Here is a 20988-nt window from a genome sequence, read left to right as displayed (position 1 = left end):
CATGGCACCGCGAATTGCCAAGCAGTAGTCACTTTTCGTCAGGGATGACGGGCCGCGCAGCATCCACCTCGCCAGGATGCTGGACGGCGCGGTCAGCCCAGCATCCGCCTCATGACGATGCGCGGAAAGCCGCCCGCTATCGCGGTGGTATCGGCGACCTTCTCGAAGCCAGCCCGCTCGAACATCTCGCGGGTGCCGACGTAGGCCATGGTGAGGTCGACCCTCTGGCCGCCGTTGTCGACCGGGTACCCCTCGACGGCCGGTGCGCCGGACTCCCTGGCGTAGTCGACGGCGCCCTCCATGAGTGCGGGGGTGAGGCCGCGCTTGCGAAACCCCGGTCGAACCCGGATGCACCACAGCGACCACACGGCCAGGTCGTCGACGTGCGGGATCTTTCGGGAGTGCGCGAACGGGTGAAGTTCCGATCGGGGCGCGATGCCCGCCCAGCCGGCAACGTCGCCGTCGAGATGGGCGATCACCCCGGGGGCGAGATGCCGTGAACAGAGCTGGCGCACCCGGTCGGCCCGCGCCGGGCCCGTCAGTGCGCGGTTCTGCGCCGAGTCCAGCCGCCACGAGAGGCACCAGCACACCGACGATACGGGGTTCTTCGGCCCGAGCATCGTCGCCACGTCGTCGAAGTCATGGGCCGGTCGCACCTCGATGGCCATCGCATCCTCCCTCGATGCCATCGTGCCATCACCGCCCGCCCCTGAGAAGGCTCGGGGCGCGCGCCGACCCTGTGCGCCCCGCGCACGAGAGAGCGGGCGGCACCCACCGATGAGTGGATGCCGCCCGCCAGGGCCCCGCGGGGCTACGCGTCCTTCAGTGCCGCATCGTGCTGGGCATGCGCCTCGGCGATGAGCTTGTGCAGCTTCTCGTCTTCTTCGAACTTGGCACGGTACTTGGGCTGGGCGCCCGCAATCGTCTTCTCTTCGTCGACGAGCTTGTCGAAGATGCGCACGCGCTCGTTGATGTCGGTCGTGTACGTGAGGTCGATGTAGTCGGTCGCGTGGCGACGCGCACCCGAGATCGCGGTCTGCGCGCGCCCGGCCGGGCTCACCAGCGACGCGATGACCGTGACGATGAGCACACCGAGGATGACGGTGAGGGAGAGGCCGGTCTCGATCTCGAACACGGGAACGGGCTCGCCGCCGTTGATGAACGGGAGGTTGTTCTCGTGCAGCGCGTGCAGGATGAGCTTGACGCCGATGAACGCCAGGATCGCGGCGAGTCCGTACGACAGGTAGATGAGCCGGTCGAGCAGTCCGTCGATCAGGAAGAACAGCTGGCGGAGGCCCAGCAGCGAGAACGCGGTGGCGGTGAAGACGATGAAGACGTCCTGCGTGAGGCCGAAGATGGCGGGGATCGAGTCGAGCGCGAACAGGATGTCGGTTCCACCGATGGCGACCATGACCAGCAGCATCGGCGTGAGCGCACGCTTGCCGTTGTGGATGGTGAACAGCTTGTCGCCGTCGTAGTAGTCGGTGGTGTGGAACAGCTTCTTGGCGATCCGGATGATGAAGTTGTCGGCGGAGTGCTCGTCGCTGCTCTCCGGCTTGAGCATGTTGCCGGCCGTGATGATGAGGATGAGACCGAACAGGTAGAAGATCCACGCGAAGCTGTTGATGAGGGCAGCACCGAGGAAGATGAAGCCGGTGCGGGCGATCAGCGCGAACACGATGCCGAAGAGCAGCACCTTCTGCTGGTCCTCACGGGGCACCTTGAAGCTCGCCATGATGATGAGGAACACGAACAGGTTGTCGACCGACAGTGCCTTCTCGGTGATGTACCCGGCGAAGTACTCACCACCGGGCGTTCCGCCGCCGAAGACGAGGATGCCGACGCCGAACAGGATGGCGATTCCGACATAGATCGCCGACCAGAAGGCCGCTTCCTTCAGCGTGGGAATGTGCGCCTTGCGCACGTGGAAGACGAAGTCGAAGGCGAGCAGCCCGATGATGAACGCAATGGTCAGGGCCCAGACGAGCGGTGATACTTCCATCGAGGTGACTCTTTCTTGTCTGCTGTGCGGTGCGGGGGAGCGACGGCGCGCGTCGCGGCAAGTCGGTGACGGGTCACCCGTCTGCACACAGCTTAAAGGCACAACCCCGACCGGTTGTGCGGGTGGAGGGGACATTCGGTGCGCTCGTAGTCGCCTCAGGTGGTGACATGCCTCACCAGGAACGCCGCCACGGCGTCGGTGACGAGGGTCGCGACGTCGTCGGCCGGGAGCGGCGACGATGCGAGGACTCTCATCGAGTGGTCGGCCCCCGGCACCGGAACGACCTCGATCGGCGGACGCCCGCCGGTGCGCGGGCCGCTGATGCGCCCGCTGCCGGTGTGTGCGTCGCCGTCGCGTACGTCACGAGTGTGCGCGTCGATCGCGGATGAGACCGCGGCGGCCGACCCGAACGTGTCGCGGTCGCCCTGCAGCACGAGCACCGGCACCGCGGGCAGCAGCAGCTCGTCGATGCGCGTCTTCGCGGGTGACCCCGGTGGGTGCAGCGGAAACGCCAGGCACACCACCGCCGCCGCACCCAGCTCGGTCGCCGTGCGGCAGGCGACCCTCGCGCCGGCGCTGCGGCCGCCCACCACGACCGGCAGCGACCCGGCGATTCGCACCACGGCCGCCGCGGACTCCCGCCAGCCCGTGTCGAGGGTGGCTGGGCGCGGTGCGACCCGCTTGCCGGCGACGCGCCACGGCTGCTCCTCCCGCACCACGGTCACCCCGTGCGCGGGCAGCACGGCCGCGATGGCGGCGAGGTCGACGGCGTCGATGCCCCCGCCTGCACCGTGCCCCAACCACAGCACGGCTCGGGGGGTGGATGCCGCGGCGACCGTCAATCGCGCCGGCCCGAGCGAGGTGGGCACGGCGATCTGCATCCGATGACGCTACTCCGTTCGTGCCGGCGCACCGATGGCACAATGGCCGGATGGCGCTCCACATCACCGGCGACGATGCCGCAGACACCCTTCTCAGCGACGACGCATTCGCCCTCCTGCTCGGCATGCTGCTCGACCAGCAGATCGCGATGGAAGCCGCGTTCGCGGGCCCCGCGAAGATCCGCGACCGCATCGGCGGACTGGCCCCCGCCACCATCGCGGAGTACGACCCCGACGCGTTCGAGGCCGTGTTCCGCGAGACGCCGGCGGTGCACCGGTTTCCGGGATCGATGGCCACGCGCACGCGCGCCCTGGCGACGGCGGTCGCGACGGAGTGGCACGGCGACGCGGCATCCATCTGGACCGAGGGCGACCCCGACGGCGCCGAGGTGCTCGGGAGACTGAAGTCCCTGCCCGGTTTCGGCGACCAGAAGGCCCGCATCTTTCTCGCCCTGCTCGGCAAGCGCCTCGGGCTGACCGCGGCCGGCTGGCGCGAGGCATCTGCTCCCTACGGAGAAGAGGACGCCTTCAGGTCGGTCGCCGACATCGTCGACCCCGAGTCGCTGGCGAAGGTGCGCGAGACGAAGCGTGCGGCGAAGGCCGCCGCGAAGAACGGCTGATCGCCGCGGCAACTGGCCGGGTGCCCGTCAGCGGTTGCGCCAGGCCCGCCACGCGCCGGTCGACCAGAGGGCCCAGAGTACGAGCAGGGGTTGGAACGGCAGCCGGATGCCGCGCGCGAGGTCACTCTCGAGGCCGAGCGAATCCGTGCGCGTGACGAACTGCGAGACGTTGCCCGGAAAGATTGCGACGAAGAACGCTGCCGCGGCCCACCCGACGGGAACCCGGAACCGCTTCGACACGATGAGGAGTGCCCCCAACGCGATCTCGACGACCCCCGACGCGACGACCACGAAGTCCTTGTCGAGCGGCACCCAATCGGGCACCTGCGCCTGGAATGCCTCCCGCGCGGTGGTGAGGTGGCCGATGCCGGCGAGGAGCAGCACGGCGCCGAGCACGATGCGTCCGATGGTGCGGGCGATGCGGGAACTGCGGGACGGGGTGCGGGATGCCATGGCTGCACCATACGCGCTGCGGTACTGCGGCGCGGCACTGCGGTACCGGGGCACTGAGTGCTGCCCGCTTACGCGCCATCCGGGTCGAGCGCCGACCGCAGCTCGTCGCTGATGTCGGGGGGAGTGTCGACGTCGACGGCGAGGGCCTGCACCGCCCGGCTGTAGAAGTTGCGCGCGGCGGCGGCGAGCGCGATGTCGACGATCTCACGGTCGCTGAATCCGACGGCGCGCAGGCGTTCGCTGTCGGCGTCGGTCATCGCCGCGGCATCCACGCTCACCCGCTCGCTGAACCGCATCATCTCGACCTCCGCCTCGCTCAGGTCGGCGTCTCGGTAGTCCAGGGCGATGCGCACCAGCTGCGGCTCGTCGAAGTAGAGCAGCGATCGGCGGCCGTGTGCGAGCATGCAGTGCCTGGAGCGCAGGGCGCGCGCGGCGGCGAGGGTGATCAACTCGTACCGGCGCTTGTCCATCGGGCCGGCGATCGCGGCGATCAGGTCGTCCCACGCGGCGACGGCCCCGGGGTTGAGGCTCAGCGCCTTGGTGTGCGACCCGACGTAACCCTGATCGTGCACATCACCCGCGTACAGCTTGGCCACCAGCCCGGTGGCCTCCGACTCCGGCGTGGTGCGAATGATGGACATGGCGGCCGCCTTCCGTGTGGTGCGTCCATGCTGGCACCGGGGGGCGATGGGCGCCACGGCCGTTCGATGTACGTCGGATGCGGCATCCACCCCGCCGGCTTCTTGGGAGAATGGGCTAATGCTGCCCGCCATCGCCACGTCGCTGCCCCTGTTCGTGATTCCCGGTGGCGATTTTCCGGCGTGGGCGCCGTTCGCGTTCGGGGCGATCGCCCTCGCCAGCTTCGCGGTGATCGTCTACCAGGCGGTGCGGTACTTTCGCGACAACCCCGGCGACGGCACGAGGCGCGACGAGCGGGGCGACGATCCGGGCGAGCGCGACCGAGGGGACGGCTACGGTGATGGGCCCGGTGACCCGCCGCGATAGCGGGCAATCGCCAGTGGCACCATTCTGACACCACTCATCCTTGTAATGACACCATTGTGGTGTCATACTCGACGCATGGAACTCGAGCAGTACGTCACCGACCTGCAGCGCCACCTGATGGATGCCGCGGCGAACGGCACGGACGACACCCGTGCCGCCGCCGAACGACTCGCCACCGGCCTCGACGCTGCCACCCGGCTCGTGCTGCTCGACGCCCTGTCGGCCGCGGCCGGCGAGATCACCCGTGACCTCGCACCCGGATCGGTCGACCTGCGCCTGCGCGGCCGCGACGTCGAGTTCGTCGTGACCCCACCGGCCGCAGAACCCGAGGGCGACGAGCGCGGCGGGTCGTCGATCGACTACGACGACGCGAGCACCTCGCGCACCACGCTGCGCCTGCCCGACGCCCTCAAGGCGCGGGTCGACGACGCGGCCGCCGCCGACGGCATATCGGTCAACAGCTGGCTGGTCCGCGCCATCGCGGCCGGCCTCGAACCGAAGCAGCGACGGTCGGTGCAGCGAACGCTCCGCACCGGCGACAGCTTCGTGGGCTGGGCGCGCTAGACACGCGCCCCGCCGCACCCCAGTAGCCCCGCGACCGCGGGGTCTATCCACAGCGCCCGGATGCCGCCGCGCTGTCACCCGCGAACGCCCGAACGAAAGGCAAGCGCCAGCATGCCCAGCTACCAGACACCAGATCCCATCGACGTCGCCATCACCCTCCAGGTCGGCGCCGTCGAGCTCATCGCGACCGATCGCGCCGATACGGTCGTGACCGTCGCTCCCACCAGCGCCAGCAAGGCGGCCGACCGCCGCGGCGTGGAGGAGACCTCCGTCGACTTCGATGGCCGGCGGCTCACCATCCGGGGTCCGCGTGCCCGCATCAGTATCATCGGACCGACCGAGTCGGTCGACGTGCGCGTCGAGCTGCCGACCTCATCGCGCGTCACCGCCGAGCTCTCGTACGGCGGGGTGCGCACGACCGGGCGCCTGGGCGCCACCCGTATCAAGGCCATGACCGGTCCCGTCGATATCGACGCCACCGCCGACCTGTGGCTGCGCGCCGGTCACGGCAACGCCACCGTGGGAGCGATCGACGGCAGCGCGGAGGTCACGGCCGACCACGGGCAGATCCGCATCGACACGATCGCCGGCGACGCGCTGCTGCGGGCGTCCCACGGCAGTATCCAGCTCGGCGAGGCCACCGGCGCCCTCGACGCCAAGCTGTCGTACGGCGACCTCGAGGTCGTGCGCGCCGACGCATCCGTCACCGCCAAGACGGCCTATGGCAGCATCCGGCTCTCGCGGGTGTCAGCCGGGTCCATCGACGTCGAGAGCGGCTACGGACAGGTCTCGGTCGGCGTGCGCCCCGGCGTGCTCGCCTGGCTCGACCTCTCCACCAAGGGCGGCCGGGTGCGCAACGAACTTGACTCGGAGGGCGCACCCGCCCCCGCCGACGCTACGGCGGCCCCGGACGCCACCGTCGCGGTACGGGCACGCACCGCACACAGCGACATCAGCATCCAGCGCGCCAGGTAGTGCGGACCACGACACGAAAGAAGACGACCCCATGACCGCCGCAATCGACATCCGCGGGCTCCGCAAGTCCTACGGCACCACCACCGTGCTCGACGGCGTCGACCTCACCGTCGCCGCGGGCACCGTCACCGCCCTGCTCGGCCCCAACGGCGCGGGCAAGACCACCACCGTGCACATCCTCTCCACCCTCGTGCGGGCCGACGGCGGCACCGCCACGGTCGATGGATGCGACGTCGCGCGTGACCCCGACGGCGTGCGCGCGGCCATAGGCCTCACCGGCCAATTCTCCGCCGTCGACACGCTGCTGACGGGGGAGGAGAACCTGCTCCTCATGGCGCGGCTGCGACACCTGGGCGCGAAACGGTCGAGGGCGCGCGCCGCGCAGCTGCTCGAGCAGTTCGACCTGGTCGACGCCGCGCGAAAACCGCTCGCCACCTACTCCGGCGGAATGCGCCGCCGCCTCGACCTGGCGATGACGCTCGTGCAGGCTCCTCGGGTGCTGTTCCTCGACGAGCCGACCGCCGGCCTCGATCCCCGCAGCAGGCACACCATGTGGCAGATCGTGCGCGACCTCGTCGCCGATGGCACGACCGTGCTGCTCACCACCCAGTACCTCGACGAGGCAGACGAGCTGGCGGGCCGCATCGCCGTGCTCGACGGAGGCAACATCGTCGCCGATGGCACGCCAGACGAACTGAAGCGGCTCGTTCCCGGCGGACACATCCGCCTGCGCTTTCGCGACGAGGGCGCATTGGATGCTGCCGCCCACGCCCTCGCATCGAGCGGGGCCACCAGGCCGGCCGACGGTGTGCCTGCCGACACCGCCGCGCTCTCGCTCACCGTGCCCACCGACGGTGGGGTCAGCGTACTCCGCGCGCTGCTCGACCGCCTCGACCGCGCCGGCCTCGAGATCGACGACCTCAGCATCCACACCCCCGACCTCGACGACGTGTTCTTCGCCCTGACCGGCGGAACCCCCCGCGAGAACCGCGGCACCACCACACCCACGAAAGGATCCGCATCATGACCACGCTCGATACCGCCCCCGCGCCATCAGGTCGGCGGGCGGCATCCACCAGGCCCCCGACGCACGTCGTCGCCGACGCGGTCACCATGCTGCATCGCAATCTGCTGCACATGGTGCGCTACCCGGGCCTGTCGGTGTTCACCATCGTGGTGCCCGTGGTTTTCCTCCTGATGCTGGTCTTCGTGTTCGGCGGCACCCTCGGCGCCGGCCTGCCCGGTGCAGTTGCGCCGGGTGTCGAGGCGACCGGCGGACGTGCCGCGTACCTCGCCTACGTGATGCCCGGCATCCTGCTCGTCACCATCGCCGGCACGGCGGGCGGCACCGCGACCACCGTGTCGATGGACATGACCGAGGGCATTACGGCGCGCTTTCGCACCATGGCGATCTCCCGCGCCGCGGTGCTCGCCGGGCACGTGCTGGGCAACACCATCCAGGCACTCATCGCGGTGGCGCTCGTTCTCGTCGTCGGCATCGCCATCGGCTTTCGTCCGACCGCGTCGCCCGTCGAATGGCTGGCCGTCGCCGGGCTGCTCGCGGCCATCGCGTTCACCGTGACCTGGCTCGGGGTCGGCATGGGCATGCAGGCGAAGTCCGTCGAGACGGCGAGCAACCTGCCGCTCATACTGTCGTTGCTCCCGCTGCTCGGCAGCGGGTTCGTGCCGACCGCCTCGATGCCCGATGCGCTGCAGGGGTTCGCCGACTACCAGCCGTTCACCCCGTTCATCGAGACCGTGCGCGGGCTGCTGCTCGGAACCCCGTTCGGCAGCAACCCCGCGCTCGCGATCGGCTGGTGCGTGCTGCTGACCGTCGTCGGCTTCGCGTGGTCGATCGCGCTGTACGAGCGCAAGTCGGTGCGCTGAGCACGGCGAGTTGTGGCGCATACTTACCCTCCACAGGATGCATCCACCGACCAGGCCGGTCAGCAATCGTGAGGGGTGCCGTGTACCAGAGGTTCACTCGGGGGCGAGAGATCGTTCGCGCATGGGGCCGTGGGCTCACCGCCGCCGAATTCATCATCCGGCGCGGCGACTCCAGCCTCGACATCTACCCGTCCGATGCCACCTCGGGCGTTGTGCCGGGGGAGTCGGCCGACCGCATCCTCGTGCTGGGGGAGGGCATCGCCGTCGGCATGGGCGTGCTCACCCACGAACTGGCCGTCGCCGCGCAGTTCGCCCGCCAGCACGCGTTCGTCACCGGTCGCGGCGCCGAGTGGGCCTCCGTGGAGGTACCGGGGTTCCGGTTGCGGCGCACGGTCGAGGCCATCGACGCCGAACGGCCCAGGTTCTGTTCCACCGACGTCGTCGTGCTGATGATCGGTGTCACCGACACCCTGATGCTTACGTCGCGCGCCCGCTGGCGCCGGGAGATGACGGCGACGCTCGACGCGGTGCTCGAGCGCATCCCGGTCGATGCGCACGTGCTGGTGACCGACATCCCGCCAATGGAGAATGCGGGCAGCATCTCGCGTGCGGGTCGAATGGCCGCCGGACACCAGGCCCGGATGCTCAATGCAATCACCCACGAGCTCATCGATGCCCGCCCGCGCTGCACCACGGTGCCGTTCCCGCCCCACCTGCGAGGGCAGCTGTGGCGGCCGGAGGGGCAACAGGTTCCCTATGCCGGCCTGTTCGCGGCCTGGGCGCAGGAGCTGTGCCGGGCATGGAGCGTGCCAGCCACGAACCGCCGCAACCCGCCTTAACGGCACGGTGATTGCTAGGCTGGCACGACAATCGAATAACGGGCCCACAACGCGATGCGGGAGAGTCCGGGCCAGCGTTTCGACGCTTCCCCGGACACCGAAGGTGCAATACTCCCCACCAATCTCTCAGGTACGTGTACCGCATCGAACAGGCCACTCTGAACCAGAATCGACCGGCGCACCCAGCCGGTCGGCCCGTCACAGAGGGGGAGTTCCCACAGCATCACTCACGTGTGCCCGCAGCCCACCACTAGCGGACGACGTGACGACCTGGAGAACTCGTGACCCACCAACTTCCCACCACAGACCGACTGTCCCCGCTGAACGACATCCACGTCGCGGCCGGCGCCAGTTTCACCGATTTCGCCGGCTGGCAGATGCCGGTGCGGTACGACAGCGACCTGGTAGAGCACCACGCCGTACGCACGGCAGCGGGCCTCTTCGACCTGTCGCACATGGGGGAGATCCTGGTGCTCGGGCCCGAGGCATCCGACGCCCTCGACTACGCGCTCGCCGGCAAGCTCTCGGCCATCGCGGTCGGCCAGGCCAAGTACAGCCTGATGCTCGACCGTGACGGCGGCATCGTCGACGACCTCGTCGTCTACCGCACCGGCGAGGATCGCTACCTCGTGGTCGCGAACGCCTCGAACCGCGAGGTCGTGGCCGCAGAACTGCTGAACCGCTGCTCGCCGTTCGACTGCGCCGTCGAAGACGAGAGCGACAACATCGCCCTCATCGCCGTGCAGGGCCCCCGTGCCCTCGAGATCCTGCTCGAGGTGCCGGGCATCGGCGTTCCCGGTCTCGCCGAGCTCAAGTACTACCGCGCCATCGCCGGCGAATTCGGCGAGCACGCACTGTTCGTCGCCCGCACCGGCTACACCGGCGAGAACGGCTACGAGCTCTACCTGTCGCCCGAGGTCGCCCCCGCCCTGTGGGACGCGATCATGGAGACCGGGGCGGGCAGTGGACTCGTGCCGGCCGGCCTCGCCAGCCGGGATACCCTGCGCCTCGAGGCGGGCATGCCCCTCTACGGCCACGAGCTCGGCCTCGACACCCAGCCGGCGCAGGCCGGCCTCGGTCGTGTCGTCGCGCTGGGCAAGGAAGGCGACTTCGTCGGACGCGCCGCGGTCGAGGCGGGCGCGCCGGCCGATGCCCGCGTGCTCGTCGGCCTGCAGATGTCGGGCAGGCGCGCGGGTCGCGCCGGCTACGCCGTGCTGTCGGGCGATGCCACGGTCGGCGAGATCACCAGCGGGGCACTGTCGCCCACCCTCGGATACCCGATCGCCATGGCCTACGTCGACCCCGCCGCCAGCGTTACCGGAACCGAACTCACCGTCGACGTGCGCGGAACCGCCATCCCGGCATCCGTCGTCCCCCTTCCCTTCTACTCCAGAGAGGCATGACCATGCCAGACAGAAAAGACCTGCAGTACACCGCCGAGCACGAGTGGGTGCTGGTGGAGGACGACGTGGCGACGGTCGGCATCACCGCATACGCGGCAGACAAGCTGGGCGACGTCGTCTTCGTCGACCTGCCAGAGGCCGGCTCCGACATCGCGAGCGGCTCCGTCGTCGGCGAGATCGAGTCGACCAAGTCGGTCGGCGAGTTGTTCGCCCCCGTCGATGGCACCGTCACCGAGTCGAACCAGGCCGTCGTCGACGCGCCGGAGCTCGTGAACAGCGACCCGTTCGGCGAAGGGTGGCTCATTCGCGTGCGCTTCGAGGCCCTTCCGGAGCTCATGAGCTTCGACGAGTACACCGCGCTGGTCGGCGAGTGATGGCACAGCACGACCTCGCCGCATTCGCGTCGCGCCACATCGGCACCGACGAGCAGTCGCAGGCCGCCATGCTCGAGGCGATCGGGTACCGCAGCGTCGATGAGCTGGTGGATGCCGCCGTGCCCGCGTCCATTCACGTCGATGCGTTTCGCGACGCCGCAGATTCGGTGCTCCCGCCCGCCGCGACCGAGCGGGAAGCGCTCGCCGAACTGCGCAGGCTCGCCGACCGCAACACCGTGAACCGGTCGATGATCGGCCTCGGCTACTACGACACGATCACCCCCGCGGTGATCAAGCGCAACGTGTTCGAGAACCCCAGCTGGTACACCGCGTACACGCCGTACCAGCCGGAAATCTCGCAGGGCCGCCTCGAGGCCCTCATCAACTTCCAGACCATGGTCAGCGACCTCACCGGCCTCGCCACCGCCAACGCGTCGATGCTCGACGAGGGCACCGCGGTCGTCGAGGCCATGCTGCTCGCGCGCCGCGCATCCAAGGCGAAGACCGACGTGTTCATCGTCGACGCCGACGCGCTGCCGCAGACCAAGGCGCTGCTCGCCAACCGGGCCGCCGCCGTCGGCATCCAGCTCGTCGAACTGCCGCTCGCGACCCTCGGTGGGGCGGACCCGCTCGCCGGACACGACGCCTTCGGCCTGTTCGCCCAGTACCCCGCGGCGTCCGGTCGCCTGTGGGATCCCTCCGCCGTCATCGCCGCAGCGCAGGGTATGGGCGCCATCGCCGTCGTCGCGGCCGACCTGCTCGCCCTCACGCTCGTCACCTCACCAGGCGAGCTCGGTGCCGATGTGGCCGTCGGCACTAGCCAGCGCTTCGGTGTTCCGCTCGGCTTCGGCGGACCGCACGCCGGCTACATGGCCGTGCGTAAGGGACTCGAACGCCAGCTGCCCGGCCGCCTCGTCGGCGTCTCGCAGGATGCCGCCGGCCACCCGGCGTACCGGCTGTCACTGCAGGTGCGAGAGCAGCACATCCGCCGCGACAAGGCGACCTCGAACATCTGCACCGCGCAGGTGCTGCTCGCCGTGATGGCCTCGATGTACGCCGTCTATCACGGCCCGCAGGGCCTGCGCCAGATCGCCCTCGGCGTGACACGCAAGGCACGCATCCTCGCCCACGCGGCCAGCGAAGCCGGGCACACGTTGCTGTCGGCCAACTACTTCGACACCCTCACCCTGAGGACGAAGACGGATGCCACGGCCATCGTCGAGCGCGCCCACCGCGCGGGCTACCTCTTCCGCCTGGTCGACGACCGCCACCTGCAGCTGTCGGTCGACGAGACCACCACGGCCGACGACCTCCGCGCCGTCGCCGTGCTGCTCGGCGAGGAACTCTCCGACGAGCCGTACGTGCGCGACATCGACGCCTGGATCCCGCTCGACCTGCAGCGCACGAGCGAGTTCCTCACCCACCCCGTGTTCAACACGCACCGCTCGGAGACGAGCATGATGCGCTACCTCAAGCACCTCTCGGACTACGACTACGCGCTCGACCGCGGGATGATCCCGCTCGGGTCGTGCACCATGAAGCTGAACGCGGCGACCGAGATGGAAGCCGTGTCCTGGCCCGAGTTCGCGAACATCCACCCGTTCGCGCCCGAGTCCGACGTCGGCGGCTACCTGGCCATGATCGAGCAGCTGCAGGACTGGCTGGCCGACGTGACCGGTTACGACGCGGTGTCGCTGCAGCCCAACGCGGGCAGCCAGGGCGAGCTCGCGGGGCTGCTCGCGATCCGCGGCTACCACCTCGGCCGCGGAGACACCGAGCGCACCGTCTGCCTCATCCCGCAGAGCGCCCACGGAACCAACGCGGCGTCCGCCGTGCTGGCCGGAATGCGCGTCGTCGTGGTCGCCTGCGACGAGCTCGGCAACGTCGACCTCGCCGACCTCCGCGCCAAGATCGAGCAGCACGCCGACACCATCTCCGCGCTGATGATCACCTACCCGTCGACCCACGGGGTCTATGAGCACGAGGTCGGCGCGATCTGCAAGTCCGTGCACGACGCGGGCGGCCAGGTCTACGTCGACGGTGCGAACCTCAACGCGCTGCTCGGATTCGCGCGGTTCGGCGACTTCGGCGGCGACGTCTCGCACCTCAACCTGCACAAGACGTTCTGCATCCCACACGGCGGGGGAGGGCCCGGCGTCGGTCCGGTCGCCGCCAAGGCGCACCTGGCCCCGTACCTGCCAGGCCACCCGATGGCGCAGCGCGAGCTGATCGGCCAGCGCGACGCCGCCGGCCGCCGGTCGCGCGCGTCGGAACTCGTCGGAGCGGGCGGCGTGCCGTTCGTCGACGGTCCGTCGTACCCGGAGTCATCGACCTTCCCGCTTCCGACCGAGCCGGATGCGGCACCGGCGACGTGGCACCGCGGTGCCGTGTCGGCCGCGCCGTACGGCTCGCCCAGCATCCTGCCCATCTCCTGGGCCTACGTGCGCATGATGGGATCGGCCGGCCTGCGCGAGGCGACGGGGGCTGCGGTGCTCGCCGCGAACTACGTGGCCGTGCGGCTGCGCGAGCACTACCCGGTGCTGTATTCGGGCGACAACGGGCTGATCGCGCACGAGTGCATCCTCGACCTGCGCCCGATGACCGCGGCCACCGGCGTCACGGTCGACGACGTCGCCAAGCGCCTGGTCGACTACGGATTCCACGCGCCGACGATGTCGTTCCCGGTCGCGGGCACCCTCATGGTCGAGCCGACCGAGAGCGAAGACCTCGCCGAGATCGACCGGTTCATCGAGGCGATGATCGCGATCCGCCACGAGGCAGACGTGGTCGCGAACGGGGGCTACCCCGCCGATGACAACCCGCTGCGGAACGCCCCGCACACGGCACAGTCCGTCATCGACGGTGAGTGGACGCATCCATACAGCAGGGAAGAGGCGGTGTACCCGGTTCGCAGCCTCATCAGGTCGAAGTACTGGCCGCCGGTCAGGCGCATCGACCAGGCGTACGGCGACCGCAACCTGGTGTGCTCGTGCCCGCCGCCGGAGGCCTTCGAGTAGCACCGGCATTCGAGTAGCACTGGCATTCGAGTAGCGCTGGCAGCACGGTGAACTGCGGAAGGGCCGTCCGATCGGGTGATCGGGCGGCCCCTCTGTAGTGGATGCAGCGCTATCGAATCAGTGGTCGGTGGCCTTCTCGGCTCCGTGCCCGGTGAGCGAGCGCACCTCCATCTCGGCGGCGATCACCGGGTTCTCCAGCGTGCGCTGCGAGATGCTGCCCAGCCAGCCGAGGATGAAGCCGAGCGGGATCGACACGATGCCGGGGTTGTTCAGTGGGAACCACGAGAAGTCGGCCCCCTGGATCATCGCCGTCTCGCTGCCTGACACGACCGGCGAGAACGCGATCAGGAAGATCGCCGACCCGAGGCCGCCGTACATGCTCCAGAGGGCGCCCCGGGTGTTGAAGCGCTTCCAGAACAGCGAGTAGATGATCGTCGGCAGGTTCGCCGACGCGGCGACGGCGAAGGCCAGCGCGACCAGGAAGGCGATGTTCTGCCCCTGCACGCCGATGCCGCCGATGATGGCGAGGATGCCGATGACCACGACGGTGATGCGTGCGACCTTGACCTCCATGCCGGGGGAGGGCTTGCCCTTCTTGATGACGCTGGCGTACACGTCGTGCGAGAAGGAGGCCGCCGCGGTGATGGTGAGCCCGGCGACGACCGCGAGGATCGTCGCGAACGCGACCGCCGAGATGATGCTCAGCAGCACCGGGCCGCCGAGTTCGAACGCCAGCAGCGGGGCCGCCGAGTTGACGCCACCGGGGGCCGCCCGGATGGTGTCGGCACCGACCAGCGCTCCCGCGCCGTAGCCGAGCACGAGGGTGAACAGGTAGAACAGGCCGATCAGCCAGATGGCCCAGACCACAGAGCGGCGGGCTTCCTTGGCGGTCGGAACCGTGTAGAAGCGCATCAGCACGTGCGGAAGTCCCGCGGTGCCGAGCACCAGGGCGAGTGCGAGCGAGATGAAGTCGAGGCGCGACAGGTCGGTCAGGCCGTACTGCAGGCCAGGGCTCAGCACGCCTTCGCCGCCGAGCTCGGCGGCCGCTCCCAGCAGGGTCGACAGGTTGAAGCCGTGGATCGCGAGCACCCAGACGGTCATGATGCCGGCGCCCGCGATGAGCAGCACAGCCTTGATGATCTGCACCCAGGTGGTGCCCTTCATTCCGCCGACGAGCACGTAGATGATCATCAGGATGCCGACCACCGCGATCACGACGGATTGGCCGACACGGTCGTTGATGCCCAGCAGCAGCGAGACGAGCCCGCCGGCGCCGGCCATCTGCGCCAGCAGGTAGAAGAAGCACACCGCGAGGGTCGTGGTGGCGGCCGCGAGGCGCACCGGTCCCTGCTTGAGGCGGAACGACAGCACGTCGGCCATCGTGAACTTGCCGGTGTTGCGCATCAGCTCGGCGACGAGCAGCAGCGCGACCAGCCACGCGACGAGGAATCCGATCGAATAGAGGAATCCGTCGTAGCCGTTGATGGCGATCGCGCCGCAGATTCCGAGGAAGGATGCCGCAGACAAGTAGTCGCCCGCGATGGCCGTACCGTTCTGGGGGCCGGTGAACGAGCGACCGGCGGCGTAGTAGTCGGCTGCCGTCTTGTTGTTGCGGCTGGCCCGCAGCACGACGATCAGCGTGACGGCGACGAATGCCCCGAAGATCGAGATGTTCAGGACCGGGTTGCCGACCCCGGGGTCCGCTGCCGCGGCGAGCACGACGCCCGCGCTCACTTGTGGGCCGCCTCAATGGTCTCGAGCTCGCCGCGGATCTCGGCGGCGATCGGGTCGAGGGTGCGGTTCGCGTACGACACATACCACGTGGTGATCGCGAAGGTCGACACGAACTGGCCGAGCCCGAGCAGCAGGCCGATGTTGATGTTGCCGATCACGGGGGTGGCCATGAACTCGTGGGCGTAGTCCGCGAGCAGGACGTAGGCGAAATACCAGGCGAGGAAGCCGATGGCGACCGGGAAAACGAAACTCCGGTGCTTCTTCTTGAGGGCGACGAAGTTCGGTTTGCTCTCGACCTGTTGATAATCGATGACCGGTGTGGCGGGCGTGGAATGCGGTGCAGCGTTGCTCACAAATCCCCCTCAGATGGGTTCACCCGTAGGCGTGCGCACGGCGGTGTGCGGCGCGCCAATCATAAGGGCCTCTCAGGATCGATCGCCAGCGCCACGCTCGGGCGTGTTTCACGAGACTGCGCGCCGTGAACGGGCGCTACGACGCGCCGAACACGTCGGGGAAGGTCGCCGCCGCCCAGCCGTACCCGACGAAGACCGCGGCGTCGATGAGGATGTGCGCGAACACCAGGGGGAGCAGTCGGCCGTAGCGGCGGTAGAGCCAGCCGAACAGGATGCCCATCGCGAGGTTGCCGAAGAACGCGGGCACCCCCTGGTAGAGGTGGTAGCTGCCACGCAGCAGGGCTGCGCCCACGATGATGGTCCACGGTCGCCAGCCGAGGTCGGTGAGGCGCGCGAACAGGTAGCCGATCACGATCACCTCTTCGAGCACGCCCGCCCGCACCGCCGAGAGCAGCAGCACCGGCACCGTCCACCAGTGGTCGTCGAGGGCGGCAGCCTGCACGTTCAGCCCCAGGTCGAGGGCGCGGCCCGCGAGGTAGAGCACGATGCCGGGTACGCCGATGACGAGCGCGAGGGCAGCTCCCGATGCCAGGTCGCGGCCGGTGCGCGAGAAGTCGATGCCCAGGCGCGCGAGGTGTGGCCTCGCAGAACTCCAGAGCAGGAACACCACGAGGGCGACCGGCACCAGGTCGACCGCGATGGCGAGCAGCTGGTACACCAGGTCGAAGATCGGGCGGGGGCTGAGCGACCGGTTCAGGGTCGTCGTCTGCGACCCGATCGATTCTTCCCTGGTCGCCGCGTTGATGATCGAGATGAGCGAGTAGACGGCCGACGCGCCGAGCGAGAGCCCCAGCACGATGGCGATCTCCGCGCCGATCCGTCCCCGGGAGGGCACCGCACCGAGGGGTGGATTGGGCACTGGTGATCTCCGCATCTCGGGAAGTCCGGACATTGGAGCCGCCCGAGAAGTTACCGAGCGACCCTCAAACGACCGAATCGTGCAGATATCCGGTCATTCACGCAACATTCTTGAAGACGACGCTCGAAAGCCACGTCAGGGTTTCCGCTGTGTAACTTTTCTTCCCTCAGTTTTGCGTCACGAAAACCCCCACTTAGGGTACTTACATCCACGCGCGGCCCAGTCCATTTCGTGCTGCCGTCGCGCACTTTGCACAGGAGGAACAGTGAAACGCAACAGACTCGGCCTGGCATTCGCCGGCATGGGCGTCGCCTCGGCGCTCGTGTTGACCGGATGCTCGGCAGGCGCAGACGACGACGCTGCACAGGCGGGCGATGGAATCATCACCACCAACGGCAGCGAACCGCAGAACCCCCTCATCCCGACCAACACCACCGAGACGGGCGGCGGCAAGATCACGACCTCCATCTTCGCCGGACTGGTCACCTACGACGCCGACGGCGCCATCGAGAACGACGCAGCCGAGTCCATCGAGTCCGACGACTCGACCATCTGGACCGTCACCCTGCGCGATGGCCTCGAGTTCACCAACGGAACCCCGGTGACCTCGAACTCCTTCGTCGACGCGTGGAACTACGGCGCCTACGGCCCCAACGCCCAGAGCGCCTCGTACTTCTTCGACAACATCGTCGGCTACGACGAGGTGCAGGCCGAGCTCGACGACGAGGGCAACGTCGTCACCGAGCCCACCGCCGAGACCATGAGCGGCCTGACGGTCGTCGACGACACCACGTTCACCGTGGAGCTGTCGGCACCCGAGGCCGACTGGCCGCTGCGCCTGGGCTACACCGCCTACTACCCGCTGCCCGAGGTCGCGTTCGAGGACATGGAAGCCTTCGGCGAGAACCCGATCGGCAACGGCCCGTACATGCTCGACGGCGAGGGAGCCTGGCAGCACGACGTTGGAATCGACCTCGTCACCAACCCCGACTACGACGGCCCCCGCGAACCGCAGAACGATGGCCTGACCATCACGTTCTACGCCAGCCAGGACGCCGCATACGCCGACGTGCAGGGTGGCAACCTCGACGTGCTCGACGCCGTTCCGGACAGCGCGTTCGAGACCTACGAGGACGAGTTCGGTGACCGCGCGGTCAACCAGCCGGCCGCAATCTTCCAGGGCATGAACCTGCCCTACTACCTCGAGCACTGGTCGGGTGAAGAGGGCAAGCTGCGCCGCGCTGCGATCTCCCACGCGATCAACCGCGAAGAGATCACCGACGTAATCTTCCAAGGAACCCGCACCCCGGCCACCGACTTCACCTCCCCGGTGATCGACGGCTACACGGATTCCCTCGAGGGTGCCGACGTGCTCGAATACGACGCGGAGCGTGCCCAGGAACTGTGGGCAGAAGCCGACGCGATCTCGCCCTACGGCGACACCGTGTTCGACATCGCCTACAACTCCGACGGAGGACACCAGGCATGGGTCGACGCCGTGACGCAGAGCATCGGCAACACGCTCGGCATCTCCGCCCAGGGCAAGCCGTACGCCACCTTCGCCGAAGCACTCGGCGACCGTGACTCCGACGCCCTCACCGGTGCCACCCGCGCCGGATGGCAGGCCGACTACCCGTCGCTGTACAACTTCCTCGCGCCGCTGTACCAGACCGGTGCAGGCTCCAACTACGAGGACTACAGCAGCGAAGAGTTCGACGCGCTGCTCGCCGAGGGATCGACCGCCGCGACCGTCGAAGACGCCAACGCCGTCTACCAGGATGCACAGGAAGTCCTCCTCGAGGACCTCCCCACCATCCCGCTGTGGTACTCGAACGTGACCGGCGTGTCGGCTGACACCGTCGACAACGTCACCTTCGGTTGGGACTCCGTGCCGCTGTACTACGAAATCACCAAGGGCTAATCAGCCTTACGCTGGTCGGTGACCAGCACCGCCGACGCCCGGGAGGCCGCCAGTCTCCCGGGCGTCTGGCGCGTGGTCACCACACCCCGAAGCAATGACTCCCCACGACTTGATTTCCCAATGATTGCGATTTCCATGCTCCAGAACTCCGGTACGGCCGACTGATGCTCGGATACGTCGGGAGGCGACTCCTCCAGCTGATCCCCGTCTTCTTCGGGGCAACGTTCCTCATCTACTTCATGGTGTTCTCCCTCCCGGGAGACCCCATCGCCGCCCTCTTCGGAGAACGACCTCCGCCGGACAGCGTGATTGCCGCGATTCGGGCCGAGTACAACCTCGACGAGCCGTTCATCGTGCAGTACTTCCTCTACGTCGGCGGGATCCTCACCGGCGACCTGGGCACCACCTATTCCGGCCGCCCCGTCGAAGACCTGCTCGCCCAGGCGTTCCCGATCACCTTCCGCCTCGCGATGCTCGCCCTGTTCTTCGAGGCCGTCGCCGGGATCCTGGTCGGGCTCATCGCGGGCCTCCGCAAGGGGAAGCTCTTCGACGCGAGCGCCCTCGTGGTGAGCCTGCTGCTCATCTCGGTGCCGACCTTCGTGCTCGGCTTCATCCTGCAGTACGTCTTCGCCATCCAACTGGGGCTGTTCCGCACCACGGTCGGACCGGGCGCGCCCATCCAGGACCTGATCCTGCCGGCCATCGTGCTCGCCTCGGTGTCGTTCGCCTACATCGTCAGGCTCACCAGGGCGAGCGTCGCCGACAACGTCGGCGCCGACTTCGTGCGCACCGCGACGGCCAAGGGCCTGTCCCGGCCGCGTGTCGTCACCGTGCACGTGCTGCGCAACTCGCTCATCCCGGTCGTCACCTTCCTCGGTGTCGACATCGGTTCGCTCATGGTCGGCGCCATCGTCACCGAGGGAATCTTCAACATCAACGGGGTGGGTGGCACCGTGTTCCGTGCCATCACCCTGGGCGAGGGGCCGACCGTGGTCTCCTTCGTCGCCGTGATGGTGATCATCTATATGCTCGCCAACCTGCTCGTAGACCTGCTCTACGCGACGCTCGACCCCAGGATCCGCTATGTCAAATAACCTGCCAGAGACCTCGCAGCACTTCGTCGCCGACGCGTCGGCAACCCCGGTGCACGTCGTCGACAGCCTCGACGAGACCGATAAGGCGCGCAGCACGTGGGCCGACGCGTGGGATGCCATGCGCACCCGGCCGATGTTCTGGATCGCCCTCTCGCTGATCTTCGTCATCGTGCTCGTCGCCGTGTTCCCCCGGCTGTTCACCGCAGAGGCCCCGAACTCGGGGTGCCTGCTGCCCAACAGCAACGGCGGGCCAGAAGCGGGGCATCCATTCGGCTTCACCCGCCAGGGCTGCGACGTGTTCGCGCGCGTGATATTCGGTGCGCAGGCCTCCCTCGTGGTCGGGCTGCTCGCCACCGCGCTCGTCACGGCGTTCGGCATCGTCATCGGCGCCCTGGCCGGCTACTACGGCGGATTCCTCGACGCGGTAGTCTCGCGCGTCGGCGACATCTTCTTCGCCATCCCCACCGTGCTCGGTGCCATCGTGCTCATCTCCGTGCTGCCGGAGCGCACCCCCGTCGTCATCGCGCTGGTACTCGCGATCTTCGCGTGGCCGCAGATCGCCCGCATCATGCGCGGCGCCGTTCTCTCCGCCCGCAGCGCCGACTACGTGACGGCGTCCACCGCGCTCGGGGTGTCTCGGTTCCGCATCCTCATCCGGCACGTGCTCCCCAACGCCATCGCCCCGGTCATCGTCGTCGCCACGACGTCGCTCGGATCGTTCATCGTCGCCGAGGCGACGCTGTCGTTCCTCGGAATCGGGCTGCCGCCGAACATCATGTCGTGGGGCAACGACATCGGGCAGGCCCGCACATCGGTGCAGACGGCGCCGATGGTGCTGTTCTACCCGGCCGCGGCGCTGTCCCTCACCGTGCTGTCATTCCTCATGCTGGGCGACGTCGTGCGCGACGCGCTCGACCCGAAGGCGCGGGCCCGCCGATGATTGGAAA

21 protein-coding genes and 1 riboswitch are annotated in these 20988 nt (G+C 68.7%); of the genes, 13 read left to right on the top strand and 8 right to left on the bottom strand.

Translation table 11 applies throughout. The features are described from left to right. Window positions 1–92 precede the first annotated feature (92 nt). The 3 genes from G5S38_RS02455 to G5S38_RS02445 all read right to left on the bottom strand — a co-directional run bounded on the left by G5S38_RS02455 (window position 93) and on the right by G5S38_RS02445 (window position 2883). Complete coding sequence (locus tag G5S38_RS02455) at window positions 93–668, bottom strand: GNAT family N-acetyltransferase (protein WP_165063938.1); 576 nt, start codon at window positions 666–668, stop codon at window positions 93–95. Window positions 669–811: 143 nt separating this feature from the next. After that, entirely contained in the window at window positions 812–2002 is a 1191-nt protein-coding gene (locus tag G5S38_RS02450; RefSeq protein ID WP_165063841.1) for a TerC family protein, read from the bottom strand. Window positions 2003–2157: 155 nt separating this feature from the next. Continuing rightward, window positions 2158–2883, bottom strand: coding sequence for an alpha/beta hydrolase family protein (locus tag G5S38_RS02445; RefSeq protein ID WP_165063839.1), 726 nt, complete (start codon window positions 2881–2883; stop codon window positions 2158–2160). Between the two features lie 50 nt (window positions 2884–2933). Here G5S38_RS02445 and G5S38_RS02440 point away from each other — a divergent pair, with 50 nt between their 5' ends. Beyond that, complete coding sequence (locus G5S38_RS02440) at window positions 2934–3503, top strand: HhH-GPD-type base excision DNA repair protein (RefSeq protein WP_165063837.1); 570 nt, start codon at window positions 2934–2936, stop codon at window positions 3501–3503. A gap of 27 nt (window positions 3504–3530) precedes the next feature. Here the strand turns inward: G5S38_RS02440 and G5S38_RS02435 are convergent, their stop codons facing one another. Both G5S38_RS02435 and G5S38_RS02430 read right to left on the bottom strand, forming a co-directional pair. After that, the gene (locus tag G5S38_RS02435; protein WP_165063835.1) at window positions 3531–3956 is read right to left on the bottom strand and encodes a DoxX family protein; all 426 of its coding nucleotides are present in this window, start codon (window positions 3954–3956) and stop codon (window positions 3531–3533) included. Between the two features lie 68 nt (window positions 3957–4024). Further along, entirely contained in the window at window positions 4025–4597 is a 573-nt protein-coding gene (locus tag G5S38_RS02430) for a carboxymuconolactone decarboxylase family protein (protein WP_165063833.1), read from the bottom strand. 118 nt (window positions 4598–4715) lie between these two features. Here G5S38_RS02430 and G5S38_RS02425 point away from each other — a divergent pair, with 118 nt between their 5' ends. The 9 genes from G5S38_RS02425 (at window position 4716) to gcvP (ending at window position 14020) form a co-directional block, all read left to right on the top strand. Next, on the top strand, window positions 4716–4961 hold the full coding sequence (locus tag G5S38_RS02425; RefSeq protein ID WP_165063831.1) for a hypothetical protein: 246 nt from the start codon (window positions 4716–4718) through the stop codon (window positions 4959–4961). Window positions 4962–5036: 75 nt separating this feature from the next. Beyond that, complete coding sequence (locus G5S38_RS02420) at window positions 5037–5525, top strand: histidine kinase (RefSeq protein WP_165063829.1); 489 nt, start codon at window positions 5037–5039, stop codon at window positions 5523–5525. 111 nt (window positions 5526–5636) lie between these two features. After that, window positions 5637–6500, top strand: coding sequence for a DUF4097 family beta strand repeat-containing protein (locus G5S38_RS02415; RefSeq protein ID WP_165063827.1), 864 nt, complete (start codon window positions 5637–5639; stop codon window positions 6498–6500). Window positions 6501–6531: 31 nt separating this feature from the next. Beyond that, a complete protein-coding gene (locus G5S38_RS02410) occupies window positions 6532–7527 on the top strand; it encodes an ATP-binding cassette domain-containing protein (protein WP_165063825.1) in 996 nt (331 codons plus the stop codon). Then, complete coding sequence (locus tag G5S38_RS02405; RefSeq protein ID WP_165063823.1) at window positions 7524–8387, top strand: ABC transporter permease; 864 nt, start codon at window positions 7524–7526, stop codon at window positions 8385–8387. Before G5S38_RS02410 ends, G5S38_RS02405 begins: the two co-directional genes overlap by 4 nt. 80 nt (window positions 8388–8467) lie before the next feature. Further along, complete coding sequence (locus G5S38_RS02400) at window positions 8468–9226, top strand: SGNH/GDSL hydrolase family protein (protein WP_165063821.1); 759 nt, start codon at window positions 8468–8470, stop codon at window positions 9224–9226. A gap of 47 nt (window positions 9227–9273) precedes the next feature. Beyond that, window positions 9274–9378, top strand: a riboswitch (glycine riboswitch). Window positions 9379–9507: 129 nt separating this feature from the next. Further along, a complete protein-coding gene (gene gcvT, locus G5S38_RS02395; RefSeq protein ID WP_165063819.1) occupies window positions 9508–10629 on the top strand; it encodes a glycine cleavage system aminomethyltransferase GcvT in 1122 nt (373 codons plus the stop codon). A 2-nt stretch (window positions 10630–10631) separates the two neighbouring features. Continuing rightward, the gene (gcvH, locus tag G5S38_RS02390; RefSeq protein WP_165063817.1) at window positions 10632–11003 is read left to right on the top strand and encodes a glycine cleavage system protein GcvH; all 372 of its coding nucleotides are present in this window, start codon (window positions 10632–10634) and stop codon (window positions 11001–11003) included. Beyond that, window positions 11003–14020, top strand: coding sequence for an aminomethyl-transferring glycine dehydrogenase (gene gcvP, locus G5S38_RS02385; RefSeq protein ID WP_165063815.1), 3018 nt, complete (start codon window positions 11003–11005; stop codon window positions 14018–14020). The genes gcvH and gcvP overlap by 1 nt, the downstream gene beginning before the upstream one ends. Before the next feature lie 117 nt (window positions 14021–14137). Here gcvP and G5S38_RS02380 read toward each other — a convergent pair whose 3' ends face one another. The 3 genes from G5S38_RS02380 to G5S38_RS02370 form a co-directional block, all read right to left on the bottom strand. Beyond that, a complete protein-coding gene (locus G5S38_RS02380; protein WP_165063813.1) occupies window positions 14138–15754 on the bottom strand; it encodes a solute symporter family protein in 1617 nt (538 codons plus the stop codon). Continuing rightward, window positions 15751–16107, bottom strand: a complete 357-nt coding sequence (locus tag G5S38_RS02375) for a DUF485 domain-containing protein (RefSeq protein ID WP_165063811.1) — start codon at window positions 16105–16107, stop codon at window positions 15751–15753. The genes G5S38_RS02380 and G5S38_RS02375 overlap by 4 nt, the downstream gene beginning before the upstream one ends. A 136-nt stretch (window positions 16108–16243) precedes the next feature. Beyond that, window positions 16244–17041 (bottom strand): CPBP family intramembrane glutamic endopeptidase, encoded by a 798-nt coding sequence (locus tag G5S38_RS02370; protein WP_235928857.1) that lies wholly within the window; start codon window positions 17039–17041, stop codon window positions 16244–16246. A 250-nt stretch (window positions 17042–17291) separates the two neighbouring features. Here G5S38_RS02370 and G5S38_RS02365 point away from each other — a divergent pair, with 250 nt between their 5' ends. The 3 genes from G5S38_RS02365 to G5S38_RS02355 all read left to right on the top strand — a co-directional run bounded on the left by G5S38_RS02365 (window position 17292) and on the right by G5S38_RS02355 (window position 20981). Next, window positions 17292–18947 (top strand): peptide ABC transporter substrate-binding protein, encoded by a 1656-nt coding sequence (locus tag G5S38_RS02365; RefSeq protein ID WP_165063807.1) that lies wholly within the window; start codon window positions 17292–17294, stop codon window positions 18945–18947. Window positions 18948–19111: 164 nt separating this feature from the next. After that, window positions 19112–20041, top strand: coding sequence for an ABC transporter permease (locus G5S38_RS02360; protein WP_165063805.1), 930 nt, complete (start codon window positions 19112–19114; stop codon window positions 20039–20041). Then, window positions 20031–20981, top strand: a complete 951-nt coding sequence (locus tag G5S38_RS02355; RefSeq protein WP_165063803.1) for an ABC transporter permease — start codon at window positions 20031–20033, stop codon at window positions 20979–20981. Before G5S38_RS02360 ends, G5S38_RS02355 begins: the two co-directional genes overlap by 11 nt. Window positions 20982–20988 lie beyond the last annotated feature (7 nt).

It is taken from the genome of Marisediminicola senii (assembly GCF_011057645.1).
Lineage (GTDB): Bacteria > Actinomycetota > Actinomycetes > Actinomycetales > Microbacteriaceae > Marisediminicola > Marisediminicola senii.
Note: the sequence above shows the minus strand (reverse complement) of the source record. Positions and strands in the feature narration are given on the sequence as shown.

What these genes read in the sequence shown, in the direction of transcription:
- G5S38_RS02455 (WP_165063938.1), bottom strand. Translation starts at nt 668, where the DNA reads ATGGCCATCGAGGTGCGACCGGCCCATGACTTCGACGACGTGGCGACG.
- G5S38_RS02450 (WP_165063841.1), bottom strand. Translation starts at nt 2,002, where the DNA reads ATGGAAGTATCACCGCTCGTCTGGGCCCTGACCATTGCGTTCATCATC.
- G5S38_RS02445 (WP_165063839.1), bottom strand. Translation starts at nt 2,883, where the DNA reads ATGCAGATCGCCGTGCCCACCTCGCTCGGGCCGGCGCGATTGACGGTC.
- G5S38_RS02430 (WP_165063833.1), bottom strand. Translation starts at nt 4,597, where the DNA reads ATGTCCATCATTCGCACCACGCCGGAGTCGGAGGCCACCGGGCTGGTG.
- G5S38_RS02420 (WP_165063829.1), top strand. Translation starts at nt 5,037, where the DNA reads ATGGAACTCGAGCAGTACGTCACCGACCTGCAGCGCCACCTGATGGAT.
- gcvH (WP_165063817.1), top strand. Translation starts at nt 10,632, where the DNA reads ATGCCAGACAGAAAAGACCTGCAGTACACCGCCGAGCACGAGTGGGTG.
- gcvP (WP_165063815.1), top strand. Translation starts at nt 11,003, where the DNA reads ATGGCACAGCACGACCTCGCCGCATTCGCGTCGCGCCACATCGGCACC.
- G5S38_RS02410 (WP_165063825.1), top strand. Translation starts at nt 6,532, where the DNA reads ATGACCGCCGCAATCGACATCCGCGGGCTCCGCAAGTCCTACGGCACC.
- G5S38_RS02355 (WP_165063803.1), top strand. Translation starts at nt 20,031, where the DNA reads ATGTCAAATAACCTGCCAGAGACCTCGCAGCACTTCGTCGCCGACGCG.
- G5S38_RS02370 (WP_235928857.1), bottom strand. Translation starts at nt 17,041, where the DNA reads ATGCGGAGATCACCAGTGCCCAATCCACCCCTCGGTGCGGTGCCCTCC.
- G5S38_RS02405 (WP_165063823.1), top strand. Translation starts at nt 7,524, where the DNA reads ATGACCACGCTCGATACCGCCCCCGCGCCATCAGGTCGGCGGGCGGCA.
- G5S38_RS02440 (WP_165063837.1), top strand. Translation starts at nt 2,934, where the DNA reads ATGGCGCTCCACATCACCGGCGACGATGCCGCAGACACCCTTCTCAGC.
- G5S38_RS02360 (WP_165063805.1), top strand. Translation starts at nt 19,112, where the DNA reads ATGCTCGGATACGTCGGGAGGCGACTCCTCCAGCTGATCCCCGTCTTC.
- G5S38_RS02425 (WP_165063831.1), top strand. Translation starts at nt 4,716, where the DNA reads ATGCTGCCCGCCATCGCCACGTCGCTGCCCCTGTTCGTGATTCCCGGT.
- G5S38_RS02435 (WP_165063835.1), bottom strand. Translation starts at nt 3,956, where the DNA reads ATGGCATCCCGCACCCCGTCCCGCAGTTCCCGCATCGCCCGCACCATC.
- G5S38_RS02415 (WP_165063827.1), top strand. Translation starts at nt 5,637, where the DNA reads ATGCCCAGCTACCAGACACCAGATCCCATCGACGTCGCCATCACCCTC.